The 15,057-nt window shown below is 72.5% G+C and carries 13 protein-coding genes; 6 read left to right on the top strand and 7 right to left on the bottom strand.

Annotation, left to right across the window (positions count from 1 at the left end):
- The first annotated feature begins 254 nt into the window (after nucleotides 1-254).
- Nucleotides 255-986 carry a DUF2306 domain-containing protein gene (locus Aru02nite_RS30690; protein WP_203663539.1) on the top strand — a complete coding sequence of 244 codons (732 nt, stop codon included), beginning with the start codon at nucleotides 255-257 and terminating at the stop codon, nucleotides 984-986.
- Nucleotides 987-996: 10 nt separating this feature from the next.
- Here the strand turns inward: Aru02nite_RS30690 and Aru02nite_RS30685 are convergent, their stop codons facing one another.
- From Aru02nite_RS30685 to Aru02nite_RS30675, 3 genes are read right to left on the bottom strand one after another with little or no spacing between them, the layout of a single operon-like run.
- Nucleotides 997-1,500, bottom strand: coding sequence for a hypothetical protein (locus Aru02nite_RS30685; RefSeq protein WP_203663537.1), 504 nt, complete (start codon nucleotides 1,498-1,500; stop codon nucleotides 997-999).
- 12 nt (nucleotides 1,501-1,512) lie between these two features.
- On the bottom strand, nucleotides 1,513-2,031 hold the full coding sequence (locus tag Aru02nite_RS30680) for a DinB family protein (protein ID WP_203663535.1): 519 nt from the start codon (nucleotides 2,029-2,031) through the stop codon (nucleotides 1,513-1,515).
- 57 nt (nucleotides 2,032-2,088) lie between these two features.
- Entirely contained in the window at nucleotides 2,089-2,463 is a 375-nt protein-coding gene (locus Aru02nite_RS30675) for a YybH family protein (RefSeq protein ID WP_203663533.1), read from the bottom strand.
- A 203-nt stretch (nucleotides 2,464-2,666) separates the two neighbouring features.
- On the opposite strand from Aru02nite_RS30675, the gene Aru02nite_RS30670 reads away from it, so the two are divergent.
- Both Aru02nite_RS30670 and Aru02nite_RS30665 read left to right on the top strand, forming a co-directional pair.
- Nucleotides 2,667-3,158, top strand: coding sequence for an excalibur calcium-binding domain-containing protein (locus tag Aru02nite_RS30670; protein WP_203663531.1), 492 nt, complete (start codon nucleotides 2,667-2,669; stop codon nucleotides 3,156-3,158).
- Nucleotides 3,159-3,296: 138 nt separating this feature from the next.
- Nucleotides 3,297-4,262, top strand: a complete 966-nt coding sequence (locus tag Aru02nite_RS30665; RefSeq protein WP_203663529.1) for a hypothetical protein — start codon at nucleotides 3,297-3,299, stop codon at nucleotides 4,260-4,262.
- Between the two features lie 73 nt (nucleotides 4,263-4,335).
- Here the strand turns inward: Aru02nite_RS30665 and Aru02nite_RS30660 are convergent, their stop codons facing one another.
- Both Aru02nite_RS30660 and Aru02nite_RS30655 read right to left on the bottom strand, forming a co-directional pair.
- Nucleotides 4,336-4,761 (bottom strand): hypothetical protein, encoded by a 426-nt coding sequence (locus Aru02nite_RS30660; protein ID WP_203663527.1) that lies wholly within the window; start codon nucleotides 4,759-4,761, stop codon nucleotides 4,336-4,338.
- Nucleotides 4,762-4,894: 133 nt separating this feature from the next.
- Nucleotides 4,895-7,315, bottom strand: coding sequence for a HelD family protein (locus Aru02nite_RS30655; protein ID WP_239077052.1), 2,421 nt, complete (start codon nucleotides 7,313-7,315; stop codon nucleotides 4,895-4,897).
- A gap of 379 nt (nucleotides 7,316-7,694) precedes the next feature.
- On the opposite strand from Aru02nite_RS30655, the gene Aru02nite_RS30650 reads away from it, so the two are divergent.
- Nucleotides 7,695-9,587: a DUF2075 domain-containing protein gene (locus tag Aru02nite_RS30650; protein ID WP_203663525.1), complete on the top strand. Its 1,893-nt coding sequence runs from the start codon at nucleotides 7,695-7,697 to the stop codon at nucleotides 9,585-9,587.
- A 278-nt stretch (nucleotides 9,588-9,865) separates the two neighbouring features.
- Here Aru02nite_RS30650 and Aru02nite_RS30645 read toward each other — a convergent pair whose 3' ends face one another.
- Complete coding sequence (locus Aru02nite_RS30645; protein WP_203663523.1) at nucleotides 9,866-10,474, bottom strand: hypothetical protein; 609 nt, start codon at nucleotides 10,472-10,474, stop codon at nucleotides 9,866-9,868.
- A gap of 516 nt (nucleotides 10,475-10,990) precedes the next feature.
- On the opposite strand from Aru02nite_RS30645, the gene Aru02nite_RS30640 reads away from it, so the two are divergent.
- A complete protein-coding gene (locus tag Aru02nite_RS30640) occupies nucleotides 10,991-11,368 on the top strand; it encodes a nucleotide pyrophosphohydrolase (protein ID WP_203663522.1) in 378 nt (125 codons plus the stop codon).
- On the opposite strand, the gene Aru02nite_RS30635 is transcribed toward Aru02nite_RS30640, so the two are convergent.
- Entirely contained in the window at nucleotides 11,350-14,118 is a 2,769-nt protein-coding gene (locus tag Aru02nite_RS30635; protein ID WP_203663520.1) for an AfsR/SARP family transcriptional regulator, read from the bottom strand. The two genes, Aru02nite_RS30640 and Aru02nite_RS30635, sit on opposite strands and share 19 nt — an antisense overlap.
- A 176-nt stretch (nucleotides 14,119-14,294) precedes the next feature.
- Here Aru02nite_RS30635 and Aru02nite_RS30630 point away from each other — a divergent pair, with 176 nt between their 5' ends.
- Nucleotides 14,295-15,056, top strand: a complete 762-nt coding sequence (locus tag Aru02nite_RS30630; protein ID WP_203663518.1) for a PE-PPE domain-containing protein — start codon at nucleotides 14,295-14,297, stop codon at nucleotides 15,054-15,056.
- Nucleotide 15,057 lies beyond the last annotated feature (1 nt).

The raw sequence follows: 15,057 nt of genomic DNA, 5'->3' as shown, positions 1-15,057 counted from the left end.
CTTGGTCGCCCAGTCGGCGAACAGGCCCGCCAGGCCCCCGCCCGCGCCGCCCGCACCCGCCAGGTAGATCACGCTCATGCGAACCAAGCTACGTGTGCAGACTGTGTGCGCGCCATGCGGTCGCCCACCGACACCCCTGCGGAGATCCACACTCTGGTGGGGACAACCCGAAACCGAACCCGGGTGCTGGTGCCAGGGCGTACGCGGTCGTTCCCGACGAAGGTGTAACCACCGGAATCGGGGAGGAGAACGACATGACCCAGACACTGGACCGGCCCGCCGCCACCCGCGTGGCGCCGCGACGCCGGCGACGCCCGTGGTGGCTGATCCCGTTCGCGGGCGTGTGGCTGCTGATCCTGTCGTACATGCTGTCCGCGTACCTGCCGCCGGACATCGCGACCAGCCGCGTCCCGATGCACGGCGACCAGGTGCACTTCTGGCTGCTCGTCGCGCACATCGGTACCGCGACCGTCGCCACCGTCACCGGGTTCGTGCAGTTCTGGCCCTGGCTGCGGAACCGGTACCCGAAGGTGCACCGCTGGACCGGCCGCGCGTACTTCTTCGCCGGCGTGTTCCCGTCGATGATCCTGGCCGTCCCGGTCGCGACGATGAGCGAGTTCGGCGCCGCCAACATCGCCGGCCTGTACGCCCTCGACGCGATGTGGATCGTCACCGCCGTCGCCGGCTACCGCGCCGCCCGCACCCGCCGGTACGCCGACCACCGTCGCTGGATGGTCCGCAACTTCGCCGTCACGCTCGCGTCGCTGGCGTCCCGCCCGTGGCAGCTCGTCGTGTCGCTGATCATCTTCGGCCCGCTCGCCGGCCCGATGTACCACGGCGACACGCAGACGATGATCCACGACGCCGCCAGTGCCAGCGTCTGGCTCGCACTGTTCGCCAACGTGGTCATCGCCGAGGTGTACGTCCAGCGCCGCCTCGGCGTACCGAAGCGGCGCCCGGCTTCCGTTGCCGTACAAGCAAAGTAGCCCGAGGCTGTCAGTCCATGGTCTGGGTGCGGGCGATCTCGGCGAGCGCGGCCCGCAGGTACACCGGGAGCGGGTGGGTGGTGCCCGCCCGGCCCTTGGCCGGCTTCGGGCCGGCGGTGAGCACGGCGACCAGCAGCGGCGCGTGCGTGGCCATGTCCGCGGCCGTCAGCGGCAGCCGCTCCCCGTCCGCCTCGTGTACGCCGAGGGCACCGGCGATGAGCGTGGTCGCCACGTTCGGGTCGAAGTCGTCGTACCAGGTGGCCGCGGCGGCGCAGGCGACGAGTACCTCCCGGAGGTCGTCGCCGGTGAGGCCGTCGGCGTACCGGTCCTCCAGCAGCAGACGCACGGTCTCGCCGGCGACGATGCCGACCTGCTCGGCGCTGTGCGCGGCGAGCCGCTCGGTGGCCTCCGCGTACGCCTCGGGGTCGCTGTCGCGGGCCGCGGCGACCGCCGCCTCGGTGGCGACGGCGATGCCGCGCGCGGGCTCCGGCAGGTACGACCAGTCAGACGTCACACGACGGTTGTATCAGTCGGCCATGCCGAGCACCTCGGCGAGCCTCGCCGTCGTGCTCGCGCCGTCCAGGGCCTCCCGGATGATGTCCGCGTGCCCCGAGTGGTGCGACGTCTCGCGGAACAGGTGCAGCACGATGTACCGCAGGGACCAGTGCTGCGGGTCGCCGGTCGCCCACGGCATCACCGGCAGCGGCACCGTACGGTCCAGGTCGTCGGCCGCGTCCAGCGCCGCCGCCAGCTCGTCGAACGTCGCGCGGAAGGCGGCCACCAGCCCGGCCACCGTCTCCTCGTCGCGCATCCGGTACTGGTCCGGGTCGACCATCTCCGCCGCGGTCATCTCCGGGCCCCGGCCCGCCATGATCGCCAGCCACGTCCGGTAGCAGCGGTCCAGGTGCCGTACCAGCCCGCCGAGCGTCAGCTCGCTGACCGTACTGCGCTGCCGTGCCTGCTCGTCGGTGATCCCGTCCACCGTGACCAGCAGCGTGTCCCGCTGCTCGGTGAGGATCCGCAGCAGATCCGCCCGCTCACCCATCCCGTACTCCCCGTTCTCGTCGCGTCGCGGTCCCGACGTGCCGGACCGTCCGCCAGGCTACGGGGCCGGATCGGTCGGGTGCGTGACCGCGAGGCGCGGATGATCGATGCGCCACAACCACGTGCCGTCCGGTTGCCGCCGCGCCACCTCGACGGTCACCGACCCGTCCGCCAGTACGGTGGAGGTCAGGGCGGTGTCGCCGTGCCGGAGTGTCGGGTTCGGCCGGCCCGGCGCGAACGTGGGGCGGCCCGCCAACAACTCCGCGTACGCCGCGCGGATGGCCGCGCGCCCCACCGTCACGCGGCCGGGCGGGAACGCCAGCACCGCGTCCGGCTCGTACAGGGCGGCGAGGCCGTCGGCGTCGCCCGCGTTGGCCCGCGCCAGGAACAGCCGCCCCAGATCCTCCGGTTCGCGCGCCCCGTCGTTCGTCATGCCTGCACGGTAACGCCTGGGTGGGACACGTTCCGGGCAGGTGGGCCGATCGGGAGGTGACCGGACGACGCGCAACCACCGGCCGTTCGGGGGGACGGCGCGCCGATCGGACCGCGAACTGGGGCCAGCGGGGCCATGGCGGTCAAGGCGGGCGGGCGCGAACCTCGGGGTGGAGTCGTCCCGCGTATCCCATCGAGGCCGCCATGTCCGGTAGTTCGCACCCGCCCGCGCCACCGAAGCCGTTGCTGTCCACCGGCGTGATCGTCGTGATCGTCTGCTGCGCCGCCGCCGTGGTGTACGGCGGGATCTTCGGCCTGCTCGCGGTCGTGGGCGGCCCCGGCCAGCCGGCGGCGCGCGCGCTGGACGTCGCGTCGGGCCACCCCGTACCGGCGCCGAGCGTGGCGCGGACGAGCGGTGCCGCGCGCCCGAGCGTGGCGCCGACGACCGGCCTGCCGGCGACGTCCGTCGCCGCCGCGCCGCCGACCCGTCCGTACGGCACGCGTGCCGTACCGCGGCGGACCGGCACACCGTCGGAGGCGGGGAGGTGGCCGCGGCGGTACCCGCGCGATCCGCGGTTCCGCACGTGCCGCCAGGCGAACGCGCACGGCTACGGCCCGTACCACCGGGGCCGCGATCCCGAGTACTGGTGGTACCGCGACCACGACCGCGACGGTGTCGACTGCGACGACCGCTGACGCACCGCCTGGTACGGAACGGATCCGGACCGTCACCGTCCACTGTGGAGTGTGGTGGAAACCCGGCGGAACGGTCGATGGCGGCGGGCTTCGCATGCCGGCATCCTCGGTGCGACGCTCGACGACCGAGGAGATCCGATGGTACGCACGACACCGCCGCGGCCGACCGACGTGCTCGCGCTCGTACCCGAACTGGCGCGGCAGGAACGCACGGCGACACGGCTGCATCCCCGGCCGGGCGCGCCGATGGCCGCGGACAGTTCGGTGGGCGGGCCGATGCGGTGGCCGGCGGACGAGCCGTGGCCGACGTGCCGCAGCCGGCAGCACGACGCGTACGCCCTGGTGCGGCCCGACGAGGAACGCCGGCGCCGCGCCGTGGTCGCCGCCGCGTGGGGCCGCGACTACACGACCGAGGAACAGGCGTACCTGCGCGGGATCTGGGAGGCGCGCCAGCGCGAACGGCCCGTCGTCGGCCGGGATCCGGTGCCGCTGCTGCCCGTCGCCCAGCTGTACGCCCGCGACGTGCCCGACCTGCCCTGCCCGCCCGGTACCGACCTGCTCCAGGTGCTGTGGTGCCCGCTCGACCACCCCGACGAGGAACTCCCCGCCGTACTCCTGCGCTGGCGCGACTCCGCCGCCGTCACCGACCTCCTCGCCGCGCCGCCCGAGCCGGAGCTGCTCGCCGCCGACTACCTGCCGAACCCGTGCGTGGTGCACCCCGAGCGGATCACCGAGTACCCGTCGCTGAGTGACGCGCCGGCCGCCGCGGAGGAGCGGATCCGGACCTGGGACGTCGACGACCAGATCCGCTACCAGTACGACCTGTCGGTGGCGCCGGGCTGGAAGGTCGGCGGCTGGGCCGCGCCGTGGACGTTCCGCGACGCGTCGCCGGTGGTGTGCGCGTGCGGCGCGACCGGCGAACCGCTGCTCACCGTCGACAGCACCGAGTGGGACGGCGGCACCGGCAGCTGGCGCCCCACCGAGGACGACGACGCCACCGACCACGCCGACGCCGTCGGCGTCACCATCGGGCGCGCGTACACGATGCAGGTCTACCGGTGCCCGGCCGACCCCGGCCACCCGGCCATCCCCGTCATGCAGTGAACGGGCGCGGATCGGTTGGTACGGAACCGATCCGCGCCCGAGCCTCGGCCGGGTCGCCGCCTCGCGCGGCGCCCTAGCGGTGTCGCGGCAGGGCCCGGGTGAGCTGCGGCCCCCCGTACGCCTCGGCCTCCATCGCCGCGATCTCGTGGTTGAACCGCGACCACGGCATCGGCTGCAACACCGGGCGTACCGGCGGGTGCGGTCGCGGCACGTGCGGGAAAGTGTTGTGCCACTGCGGATACAGCCGTTCGTAGCGTACGAAGCCCACGTAGCGTTCCAGTTCCGCCCGGTAGAACCGCCACACCTCGGTACGCGACCAGCGCCGCGACTGCCGCGTGGCCGGCCGGCTGCTCCGATGATGCGTGTGACCCTGTGGCCGGGGGCGACCCGTTCGTCCCGCGGCACCGAACAGGCCGGCGAGCGCCCGCACGGGCAACACGATCATCCAGTACATCAGCTTGGAGAACAGGAAACTGAGCTGAATCAGGACACCGTTCACCCTGCCGAGTGTTACCCCGAGCGCTCGCCGGGACACCCTCCGTTCGGCCGGATGCCGCTCGCCGGAGCGGTCGACTCCCCGGTACGAAGGTGCGCACCCCCTCGTACGAGCGTCGGACCGCCCCGGCCCGCGGTCAGGCGGTCGCCAGCTCCACCGGTAGGTGTCCACTGTGGACGATCGTCAGCGTGTTCGTGGTACGGGTGAGCGCCACGTACAGATCGCTGTGGCCGCGGGGCGACTCCGCGACGATGCTGCCCGGCTCGACCACCACCACCGTGTCGAACTCCAGCCCCTTGGCCTGCCGTGCCGTCAGCACCGCGACCGTACGTTCCAGGTCGGGGTCGTCGCCGAACGCGGCGCCCGGCACCGCGGCGGCGACCGTACCGCCCAGGGTGCCGGCGGATCCGGCGGGGACGATGACGCCGACCCGCCCGTCACCCACCTCGGCCACCGCCGCGCGCACCGTCTCGATCACCGAGTCGGCCAGCCCGTCCGGCGCGGCGGCGACGATCGCCGGCGGTACCCCGGTCTCGCGGACGGCCAGCGGAGCGGCGAGCGACGGGTCGATGTGGGTGAGCAGCCGGGCCGCGACCGACAGGATCTCGGCCGGGGTGCGATAGCTGGTACGCAGCTCGGTGAGGCGCCACCGGTCCGCGGCGTACCGGTCGAAGACGTCGGACCAGGCGCCGGTGCCGGACAGGTCGCCGGTCTGCGCCACGTCGCCGACCACCGTCATCGAACGGGTCGGGCAGCGGCGCATCAGCAGCCGCCACGCCATCGGCGACAGGTCCTGCGCCTCGTCCACGATGACGTGCCCGAACGTCCACTCCCGGTCGGCCGCGGCGCGCTCCGCCGCCGTCAGATGCTCCGCGTACTCCTGCCGGTCGGCCAGGTGCGACGCGTCGAGCAGGTCGCCGACCTCCAGGATCTCCGACTCCTCGTCCTCGAACTCCTGCGACGCCGACCCGGCGGTGATGTCCAGAACCCCCTGCGCGTACGCGATCTGCCGCCGGCGCGCGCGCTCCAGCCGGGCCTGCCGGGCGGAGTCGTCCTCGCCCAGCAACTCCGCCGCCTCGTCCAGCAGCGGTACGTCCGCCGGCGCCCAGCCGCTGCCCGCCGGCCGCCGCAGCAACGCGATCCGGTCGGCGTCGAGCCCGGCGGCGGCCATCCGCTCGTCCGACGCGTACAGGTCGGCGAGCAGGCGCTGGGGCGTGAGTACCGGCCACAGGTCGTCGAGTGCCGCGAGCAGCGCCTGGTCCGTGGCCAGCTCGCGGCGGATCTCCGCCACGTCCGCCTCGTCCAGCAGCAGCGCGCCCTCACCGGGCGCGTCGTTGCCGCCCAGTGCCTGGTCCGCGTACGGATCCGCGCCGAGCCGCTGCGCGACCTGCCACCCCAGCGCGTCCACGACCTCCGCCACGAACACCGGCCGCGCCAGGTTGTGCGGCCGCGTCGTACGCCGCGCGCGGTCCCGCGCCCGCTCGATCACCTCCGGCTCCAGGACGACCGTGTCGCGCTGGAACCCGAAACCCGCGTGTGTGTCGGCGATCTCCACCTCGACCGGCCCGTCCGGCACCCGCTGCCGGTCCGCGACCGCCGCGCGCACCACGTCCACCATCGCCAGCGAACCCTTGACCTCGCCCGTCGCCGCCGACTCGGCGCGCCGCGCGTCGATCCCCGGGTACAGCTGGCCCACCGTCCGCGGCAGCACACCCGTCTCCGCCAGCGCCGGCAACACGTGCCCGATGTACGCCAGGAACGTCGCGTGCGGCCCCACCAGCAGCACACCCTGCCGCGACAACTGCTCCCGGTACGTGTACAGCAGGTACGCCGCGCGGTGCAGCGCCACCGCCGTCTTCCCCGTACCCGGGCCGCCCTGCACGACCAGTACCCCGGCCAGATCGGAACGGATCACCCGGTCCTGCTCGGCCTGGATGGTGTCCACGATGTCGCGCATCCGCCCCGTACGGCTCCGGGTCAGCGCCGCCAGCAGCGTCGCCTCACCCGTCAGCCCGTCCCGGTTCGGCGCGCCGTCCGCCTCGTCGAGATCCAGCACCTCGTCCGAGACCCCGACGACCGTACGGCCCCGCGTCGTGATGTGCCGCCGACGCCGTACGCCCTGCGGTGACGCCGCCGTCGCCAGGTAGAACGCCCGCGCCGCCGGCGCCCGCCAGTCCACCAGCAGCGGCTCGTAGTCGTCGTCCTCGTCGAAGATCCCGATCCGCCCCACGTACCGCGGCCCCTCGGCCTGCCGCTCCGGGCCGGTGCCCTGCGCGGTGTCGTCGGTGAAGTCGAGGCGGCCGAAACACAGGCCCTGCTCCACCGCGTCCAGCCCGGCCACCTGCTCGCGCGCCCGGGACACCACCGACTCGCGCTCCGACCTGGCCCCCGGCGTACCCCCGCTGGCCCGCAACGCCTCCGCCAGATGCTCGCCCGCCGTCGCCCGCATCGCGTCGAGCTTCGCGTACAGCCGCGTCACGTACGCCTGCTCGCGCTCGACCTCCCCCAGCTCCCCGACACCGGCCCGGAGTACCTGCCCTGCCCCGCCGTCCGCCACACCAGCCGCCTAACCCCGCGAACCACTCAACCGACCGCCCAACCTAACGCGCCCACCACCCCGACTCCCACGCATCGCCGATTCCCTCACTTTCCCCACCGCAACACCCCGTACGCCCCCGGCCGCCCGATACAATGACCCGAGAAGGCCGCCGCGTGTCCCGCCCGCTCCGGCCCCTTTCTCTCCCCGGCCCCAACCATTCGCCCGGCTTCCGACGCCGGCGATACCGCCGCCTCTGCGAGTTCTGCCCCGTCCCGCCGTGAACGCGTGGTGTCCCACCCGGTCGATACAGTGACGGCGTCAGAGCGGAACGACGGGCTTCCGAACCGGGACATGCCCCCACCGCACGAGTACTTCGTGCTGCCCGGGGGTTGTTTCCTTGTCGGCGTTCACCGGCTCCGCGTCCGCTGTTGTCGAACTGGCCAGGCAGGGCACGTTGGCGACCCGCATCGCCGACCAGATCATGCACCAGACATGGCAGACGCCGTCCAGGGCCGAGTTCCGGTCGTGGGAGAAGAGCCTGCCGATCCTCGCCCACGACCTGCTCGACGCCGGTCTCGGCGACGTCGAGGTCCTCATCGAGTACCAGCTGCCGCTGACCAGCAAGCGCGCCGACGTGGTCCTGGCCGGCGTCGACCCGACCACCGGCCAGGACAGCTTCGTCATCGTCGAACTCAAGCAGTGGTCGCGCGCCGAGCTGTGGGAGGAGGACCCCCGCCTGGTACTCGTGGACAACGTGCCCGGTGGGCCGAAGCTGCACCCCGGCCTGCAGGTCCGCGGGTACTGCGAGTACGCGGCCGACTTCCTGGGCGCTCTCGCGCAGCACGACCGCAGCCTCGGCGGTGCGGCGTACCTGCACAACGCCGCCGATCTCGACGTCACGGACCTGTTCGATCTCAAGCCCGACGAGTGGAGCCGGCTGTACACCCGCCAGCGGCGCAACGAGTTCCTCGACTACCTGAAGTCCCGGCTGGCGCCCGAATCCGGCGCCGGGGCGGCGAACCGGCTGCGGTCCAGCGCCGTACGCCCCAGCAAGAACCTGATGGCGCTCGCCGCGGCCGAGATCAAGGAACGCGAGCAGTTCGTACTGCTCGACGAGCAGCGCCTCGCGTACGAGGTGGTGCGACACGCGGTGGTCCGGGCTCGGCGGTCCGACCACAAGACCGCGGTCATCGTCACTGGCGGCCCCGGCTCCGGCAAGAGCGCCATCGCACTGTCCCTGCTCGGCGAACTCGCCCGGCACGGCTACCCCGCCGTGCACGCCACCGGTTCCCGCTCCTTCACGCAAACCCTCCGCCAGTACGCCGGCCGCGGCTCCAGCCGCCTCAAGTCGCTGTTCAAGTACTTCAACAGCTTCATGGCCGCCACGCCCAACGACCTCGACGTGGTGATCTGCGACGAGGCGCACCGCATCCGGCGTACCTCGGTGAACCGCTTCACCCGCAAGGAGATGCGCGACGGTGACCGGCCGCAGGTCGACGAGCTGATCTCCGCCGCCCGGGTACCCGTGTTCCTGCTCGACGAGCACCAGGTCGTGAAGCCCGACGAGACCGGCACCGTCGACACCATCCACGAGCACGCCGCGCAGCGCGGGCTCGACGTCGAGGTCGTACACCTGCGCGAGCAGTTCCGGTGCGGTGGCAGCCGCGCCTACGAGGACTGGGTACTCGACCTGCTCGACCTGTCCGACCGCGGACCGCAGCGCTGGCCCGGCGACGACCGGTTCGAACTCCAGGTCGCCGGGACACCGTGGGTGCTGGAGGAGATGCTCCGGGCCAAGCAGGAGAAGACCGGCGGCACCGCCCGCATGTCCGCCGGGTACTGCTGGCCGTGGAGCGACCCGCGCGAGGACGGCAGCCTCGTCGGCGACGTGACGATCGGCGACTGGAACCGGCCGTGGAACCTGCGCGGTGACCGTTCCGTCGGCGACGCGCCCGCCAGCGCCTTCTGGGCCACCGACCCCCGCGGCATCGGCCAGGTCGGCTGCGTCTACACCGCACAGGGTTTCGAGTACGACTGGTCCGGCGTCATCCTCGGCCCCGACATCGTCGCCCGCGACGGCCACCTCGTCGTACGCCGCGAGTACAACAAGGACCCGTCGCTGCGCGGGAGGAAGGCGACCGACGCCGACTTCGACCGCCTGGTACGCAACGTCTACAAGGTCCTGCTCACCCGCGGCATGCGCGGAACCGTCCTCTACGCCACCGACGCCGAAACCCGCGAGTTCCTCACCGCCCTCACCCACCGCACGACTCCGGACGAGCGCCGGTGACAGGCGCACCCCTTACGGCGCGCGCAACCGGCAGCTGACTCCGCGGTGGCGCTGCCGCATCGACACCTTCTGCCGTCGGCATTCGCGGCATCCGACGCGACGCCGGTTTCGGTGTCTCGTAACGGCATCGACGTTTGGGAGCCGCTGCCACCGTCGTGCTCCGATGCGCGCCGGCACCGCCAGTTGGTAGGGCGCAACACCCAAGCCTGACCCTGGGCAACACCCTGAGGAGTCCGTGATGACATCGACGACGGAGGGCTTCCCCGGCTTGTCGCCGTTCAGGATCTCGGTACAGCGGCGATGGTTCGCCGAAGAATCGTGGTGGTGGGCGGCTCGAACGTGTCCCAGGTTGGTGTGTACTTGTATCCAGAAAGCGACAGGGTAACTGCGATGACGAGGTTCTGATAGCGGGCGACGATCACTTCCCGGAGGGGAACCTGATCTCGGTCGATGAGGATCTCGGTCGCCTCGTCGCCGATATTGACCCGTTTCTTCGTGGCGTTTGACGATTTCAGGTCGACCTGCAGGTCGAAGGTGCTCCGGGCCGAGTCAACGTCGTCACGGCAGTAGAGCGCGATCGTGGCGGTTCCGGACTCCGCGTTGCCGGTGGTCGGCGCCTTGCTGGTCGATACCAGGGCCATGGCGCAGAGCGCGTTGTCCCGGCCGGACGTCTCGTCGGCGTCCTTCTTCGTCAGGCCAAGGTTGTGGAAGTCTGCCGTGTGCAGCATGGAGCAGGGTTTGATCTTGTCGATGTGATAGCGCAACTGCTCACCGGGAGAACGCGACGGTTGCTGGGATCCGAGCGCTCCGGACCGGCCCTTGGCCGCCACGATGGTCACCGTCGTAACCGCGACGGCCAGTACGGCGACGACGATGACGATCGGCACAACAACCTGCCACCTCGGCGACCCGGCGGGTGGGGGCGAAGGGGGCAGCGCAGACATGCGCTACAACGTTGCGGCTGATGGCAACGCCGAGGGAAATGACGACACCGGACCCAGTAGATGTGCGGAGCCGGGTGCGTCCCCATGAGCGAGAGCCTGACGATGCCCTATACGGCGAGCCGGGCTGTGCCGCGGTTCCTGGTCGCACGAGACAGACCAGCACGTCGACAGCAGATGCGCAGACCGTGCGTCAGCCCGTCGTCGATGCGCGCCCTTGTTCGGACACCGCAGCGCGGAGGCCAACTGCCAATCGCCACCATCGCGCCGCATTTTGACAAGCCGCCAGGTGCCGTTGCTGAGCGGAGGCGGGGCGATGGCATCAACTATCCAGCACCGGGAGAAGGCTATCGATCCGTACCAAGGCGCCATCGCCGCGACGGTTCCCGGGTCGCTGCGGGCAAACGGGCCCGACGCGACACCGGCGGGTACGGGGTGCTGCGGATGGCATAGCGTCCGGGGATGGCGGATTCGATCGTGGAGTTGCGGGGGCGGCTGGCGCGGTTCGCGCGGGAACGGGACTGGGAGCAGTTCCATACGCCGAAGAACCTGGCGATGGCGGTGGCCGGCGAGGCGGGGGAGCTGGCGGCCGTACTGCAGTGGCTCAGTGAGGAGCAGATCGCGGCCGAGTTGGCGCAGGGCTTGCGCGGTCCGTTGGCCGACGAGATGGCGGACGTGCTGCTGTATCTCGTACGGCTGGCGGACGTGTGCGGGATCGACCTGTTGCGCGAGGCGAACGCGAAGATCGACCGCAACGGGCACCGCTACCCGGCGGACCTCGCGCGCGGCCGGGCGACGAAGTACGACGCGTTGGGTGACGGTCAGGGCGACGACGGCTGAGCGGCCGGTACCGGGGGGTCCAGGGTGGTGAGGGTTGCGCGGACGTGGGCGGCGTCGGCGTGGCCGATGGCGTCGAGGATGGCGAGGGACGCGGTGAGGGCGGCGCGGGCGTCGTCGGTACGGCCGGCGCGGTGGTAGGCGATGCCGAGGTTGTGGCGGCAGAGCGCCTCGTGGTAGCGGTCGCCGAGTTCGGCGGTGAGGTCGACGGCGCGCTGGTAGCAGGTGATGGCGGTGGCGTGGTCGCCGGCGGCGGTGTACGCGTCGCCGAGGGAGTCGGTGGCGGCGGCTTCGCCGTTGCGGTTGGCCTGCTCGCGGTAGATGTCGACGGCGCCGGTCAGTGACGCGATGGCGTCGGTGGGCCGGCCGAGCTGGATCTCGCCCCAGCCGATGGTTTCGAGCGCGCGGCCGCGTCCGGTGCCGGTGTCGTACTGGAGGCCGAGGCGGGCCTGTTCGATGGCCTGCTCGTACTCCTCGTCGGTGGTGTGCAGCCAGGCGAGGCTGTAGTGGACGCGGGCGCGGCTGGCGGGGTCGTCGAGCCGGTCGTACAGGGCGATGGCGTTGCGGAAGCGGTCGAGTGCCTCGTCGCGGCGGTCGAGTCGCTGGTAGCTGACGGCCAGCGCGTGTTCGCTGTACGCGGCGCAGTGGGTGTCGTCGCGGCGTTGCGCGGCGGCGAGGGCGAGCTGTTGCGCGTTGACCTGTTCGGTCCAGTGGCCGCGGTTGTAGTACAGGGGGTAGAGGCACCAGGCGAGGTGCCAGGTGTACCGGTCGAGGTGGCGGCGGGCGCACAGGTGCAGCGCCGCGAGCAGGTTCGGGTACTCGGTGGTCAGCCAGGTCAGCGCGGCGCCGTGGTCGGCGAGGGGCGCCGGGGTGTCGGCGCGCGGGTGTACGGGCGGGGCGACGAGCTGTTCGCGGTGGGTGTCGAGGAGGACGGCGGCGGCGTGCGCGGTGTGCAGGTACCCGTCGAGCAGGCGGGCGAGCGCGGCGTCGCGGTCGGCGGGGGTGTCGGTGTCGGCGGCGAGCTCGGCGGCGTGTTCGCGGAGCAGGTCGTGGCAGCCGTACCGGGCGGGGACGGGTTCGGTGAGCAGGTGGGCGCGGGTGAGTTCGGTGAGGGCACGGCGGGTGCGGGGTTCGGGCCAGCCGGTGAGGTCGGCCGCGGCGGCGAGCGACACTTCGGGGCCGGGGTGCAGCCCGACGAGCCGGTAGAGGCGTTGCGCGTCGGCCCCGAGCGCCGCGTACGACCAGGAGAAGGCGGCCCGCACGTCGGTACTGTCGTCGCCGAGGTCGAGCGCGTCGAGCCGGCCGGGCGTGGCGGCGAGGGCGTCGGCGAGCGCGGTGAGCGGGTGCTCGGGGCGCAGCGCGGCGCCGGCGGCGAACACGCTGAGCGCGAGCGGTAGCCGGTCGCAGAGCCGTACGACGCGGTCGACGGCGGCGGGTTCGGCGGCGACGCGTTCGGCGCCGAGCCTGCGGGCCAGCAGGTCGAGCGCCTCGCCGTGGCTCGGTTCGTCGAGCGGCAGCGGTACCGCACCCTCGGCGGCGATGAGGCCGGGCAGCTGGTTGCGGCTGGTGACGACGACGAGGCTGGCGGCGGAGCCGGGCAGCAGCGGGCGTACCTGGTCGGCGTCGCGGGCGTTGTCGAGTACGACGAGGACGCGGCGGTCGGCGAGCATGCTGCGGTACAGGTCGACGAGTTCGTCCTGGCCGGCGGGGATGCGCCGCGCGTCGACGCCGAGCGCGGTGAGGAACCGTCGGAGTACGCCGCGCGGTTCGGCGGACGGGCCGGGGGAGTGGCCGAGCAGGTTGGTGTGCAGCTGACCGTCGGGGAAGCGGTCGGCGACGCCGCGCGCCCACCGTACGACGAGGCTGGTCTTGCCGACGCCGGCGGCGCCGGACACGACGACCAGCGACGCTGCACCGAGCGCCTTGTCGAGCCGCCCGAGCTGCTCGGTACGGCCGCTGAACAGGGCGCCGAGGTCGCCGGGCAGCTGCGCCGGGCGCGGGCCGGCGGGCGGTGCGGGCCGCGGTGCCGGGTCGCCGGCGAGGATCTCGCGGTACAGCCGCTGCATCCCGGTACTCGGGTCGGCGCCCAGCGCGTCGGCCAGGCCGCGCCGGAACGTGTCGTACACGGTGAGGGCCTCGGCTTCGCGGCCGGTGGCGGCGAGCGCCCGCATCAGCGCCTCGGCGACGGGCTCGACCAGCGGTTCGTCGGTGTGTACCGGGCCGAGGACGTCGACGACGGCGCCCGCGTCACCGAGCCGCAACGCCACCCCGGCCCACTCGGCGAGGATGTCGAGTCGTTGGCGCAGCAACGTTTCCCGCATCCGGCCGAACCACGCGCCGTCCAGCCCGGACAGCGGTTCGCCCCGCCACGACCCCGCCGCGGTACGCAGGAGTTCGGCGCGGCGTTCGTCCGCGACACCGCCGGTACGGGAGTCGGCGACGAGCCGGCGCGCCCGGTACAGGTCGACGTCGTCGCGGTCCACCCGCAGCCGGTACGCCCCGGCCCGGTGTTCCAGGTCGGCGACTCCGGTGAGGGTGCGGCGGATCCGGCTCAGGTGCGCCTGGAGCGTGCCGCGCGCGGTCGGCGGCGGCGCGTCACCCCAGACCCGACCGATCAGCGTGTCGACCGGTACCGGCCGGTCGGCGTCGAGCAGCAGTACGGCGAGCACCGCCTGTTGCTTGGCGGTGCCGGTGTCGAGGAGTCGGCCGTCCGACCGGATCTCGACGGGACCGAGGAGCCGGAGATCCGCCATCTGTCGCCCTTCGGGTAGCGGTGCAGGCATCACACAACCAGCGGCACAGGAATTGCGCAAGGCATCTGCAAGCATGACGGAGACCCTGTGGTTCGGATCATTCGGTGGAAATCCGCCGGAGCCTGGTGGCCATCCCGGCGCCGGGGGTCCGGGCCCGATCCGGAAGGACACGTGTGGTGAACCTGCTCAGGACACGTCGCCGTCGCGTCGGGGCGCTCGTCGCCTCCGCGGTGGCGGTCGTCGCGGCGGTCGGCACGTGGGCGGGCCCGTCGTACGCCGCGGGATCCGACCACTACTACATCGAGGCCGGCGGTACCGGATCCGTACCGGTTGACGGCAAGGGCTGCACCGTCACCTACGGGTACGCGAACCGGCGGCTCGACGGTGGCATCGCCGTACCGGTCTGCTACCCGGCGAGCGGCGGCCCGTTCGTCGGACCGCACAACGAGATGCCCGACCTGTCCGCGACCGGCTTCGACGAGAGCGTCCGCCTCGGGTACAAGGCGATGCTGGCGGCGGTCGAGGAGACCCACCGCGCGCACCCCGACGCCACCATCACGATCGTCGGGTACTCGCAGGGTGCCTGGGTCGGCGACCTCGTGTTGCAGACGCTCGCCAGCGGTGCGACCGACGTACCGAAGAAGCAGGTCAACGGCATGCTGTACGCCGACCCGATGCAGCCCGGTACCGGACTGTGGGCGACGGTACCCAAGGGTGTCGGGCTCGCCGGCGTGACCTCGCCCGGACCGGGGCCGGAGACGTTCGACGGCATCCACGTGCGGCGCTTCTGCATCCACACCGACGGGGTGTGCGACGCGACGTCGCTGCGGTCCATCGAGGGACTGCTGGCCAACCACCCCCGGTACCCGCAGGAGAACGGCATCCTGCCGCAGACGATCGCCGCCGACGGTGGCGACGGAATCCGCTGGTACGACTGAA

This window comes from Actinocatenispora rupis, from assembly GCF_016861975.1.
GTDB classification, from domain to species: Bacteria; Actinomycetota; Actinomycetes; order Mycobacteriales; family Micromonosporaceae; genus Actinocatenispora; species Actinocatenispora rupis.
The sequence above is the reverse complement of the archived record's forward strand: the minus strand, read 5'-3'. Positions and strand labels throughout refer to the sequence as shown.

Excerpts from the sequence above, each read along its gene's own strand:
- Aru02nite_RS30690 (WP_203663539.1), top strand. The coding sequence starts at position 255 with ATGACCCAGACACTGGACCGGCCCGCCGCCACCCGCGTGGCGCCGCGA.
- Aru02nite_RS30675 (WP_203663533.1), bottom strand. The coding sequence starts at position 2,463 with ATGACGAACGACGGGGCGCGCGAACCGGAGGATCTGGGGCGGCTGTTC.
- Aru02nite_RS30640 (WP_203663522.1), top strand. The coding sequence starts at position 10,991 with ATGGCGGATTCGATCGTGGAGTTGCGGGGGCGGCTGGCGCGGTTCGCG.
- Aru02nite_RS30665 (WP_203663529.1), top strand. The coding sequence starts at position 3,297 with ATGGTACGCACGACACCGCCGCGGCCGACCGACGTGCTCGCGCTCGTA.
- Aru02nite_RS30670 (WP_203663531.1), top strand. The coding sequence starts at position 2,667 with ATGTCCGGTAGTTCGCACCCGCCCGCGCCACCGAAGCCGTTGCTGTCC.
- Aru02nite_RS30635 (WP_203663520.1), bottom strand. The coding sequence starts at position 14,118 with ATGGCGGATCTCCGGCTCCTCGGTCCCGTCGAGATCCGGTCGGACGGC.
- Aru02nite_RS30680 (WP_203663535.1), bottom strand. The coding sequence starts at position 2,031 with ATGGGTGAGCGGGCGGATCTGCTGCGGATCCTCACCGAGCAGCGGGAC.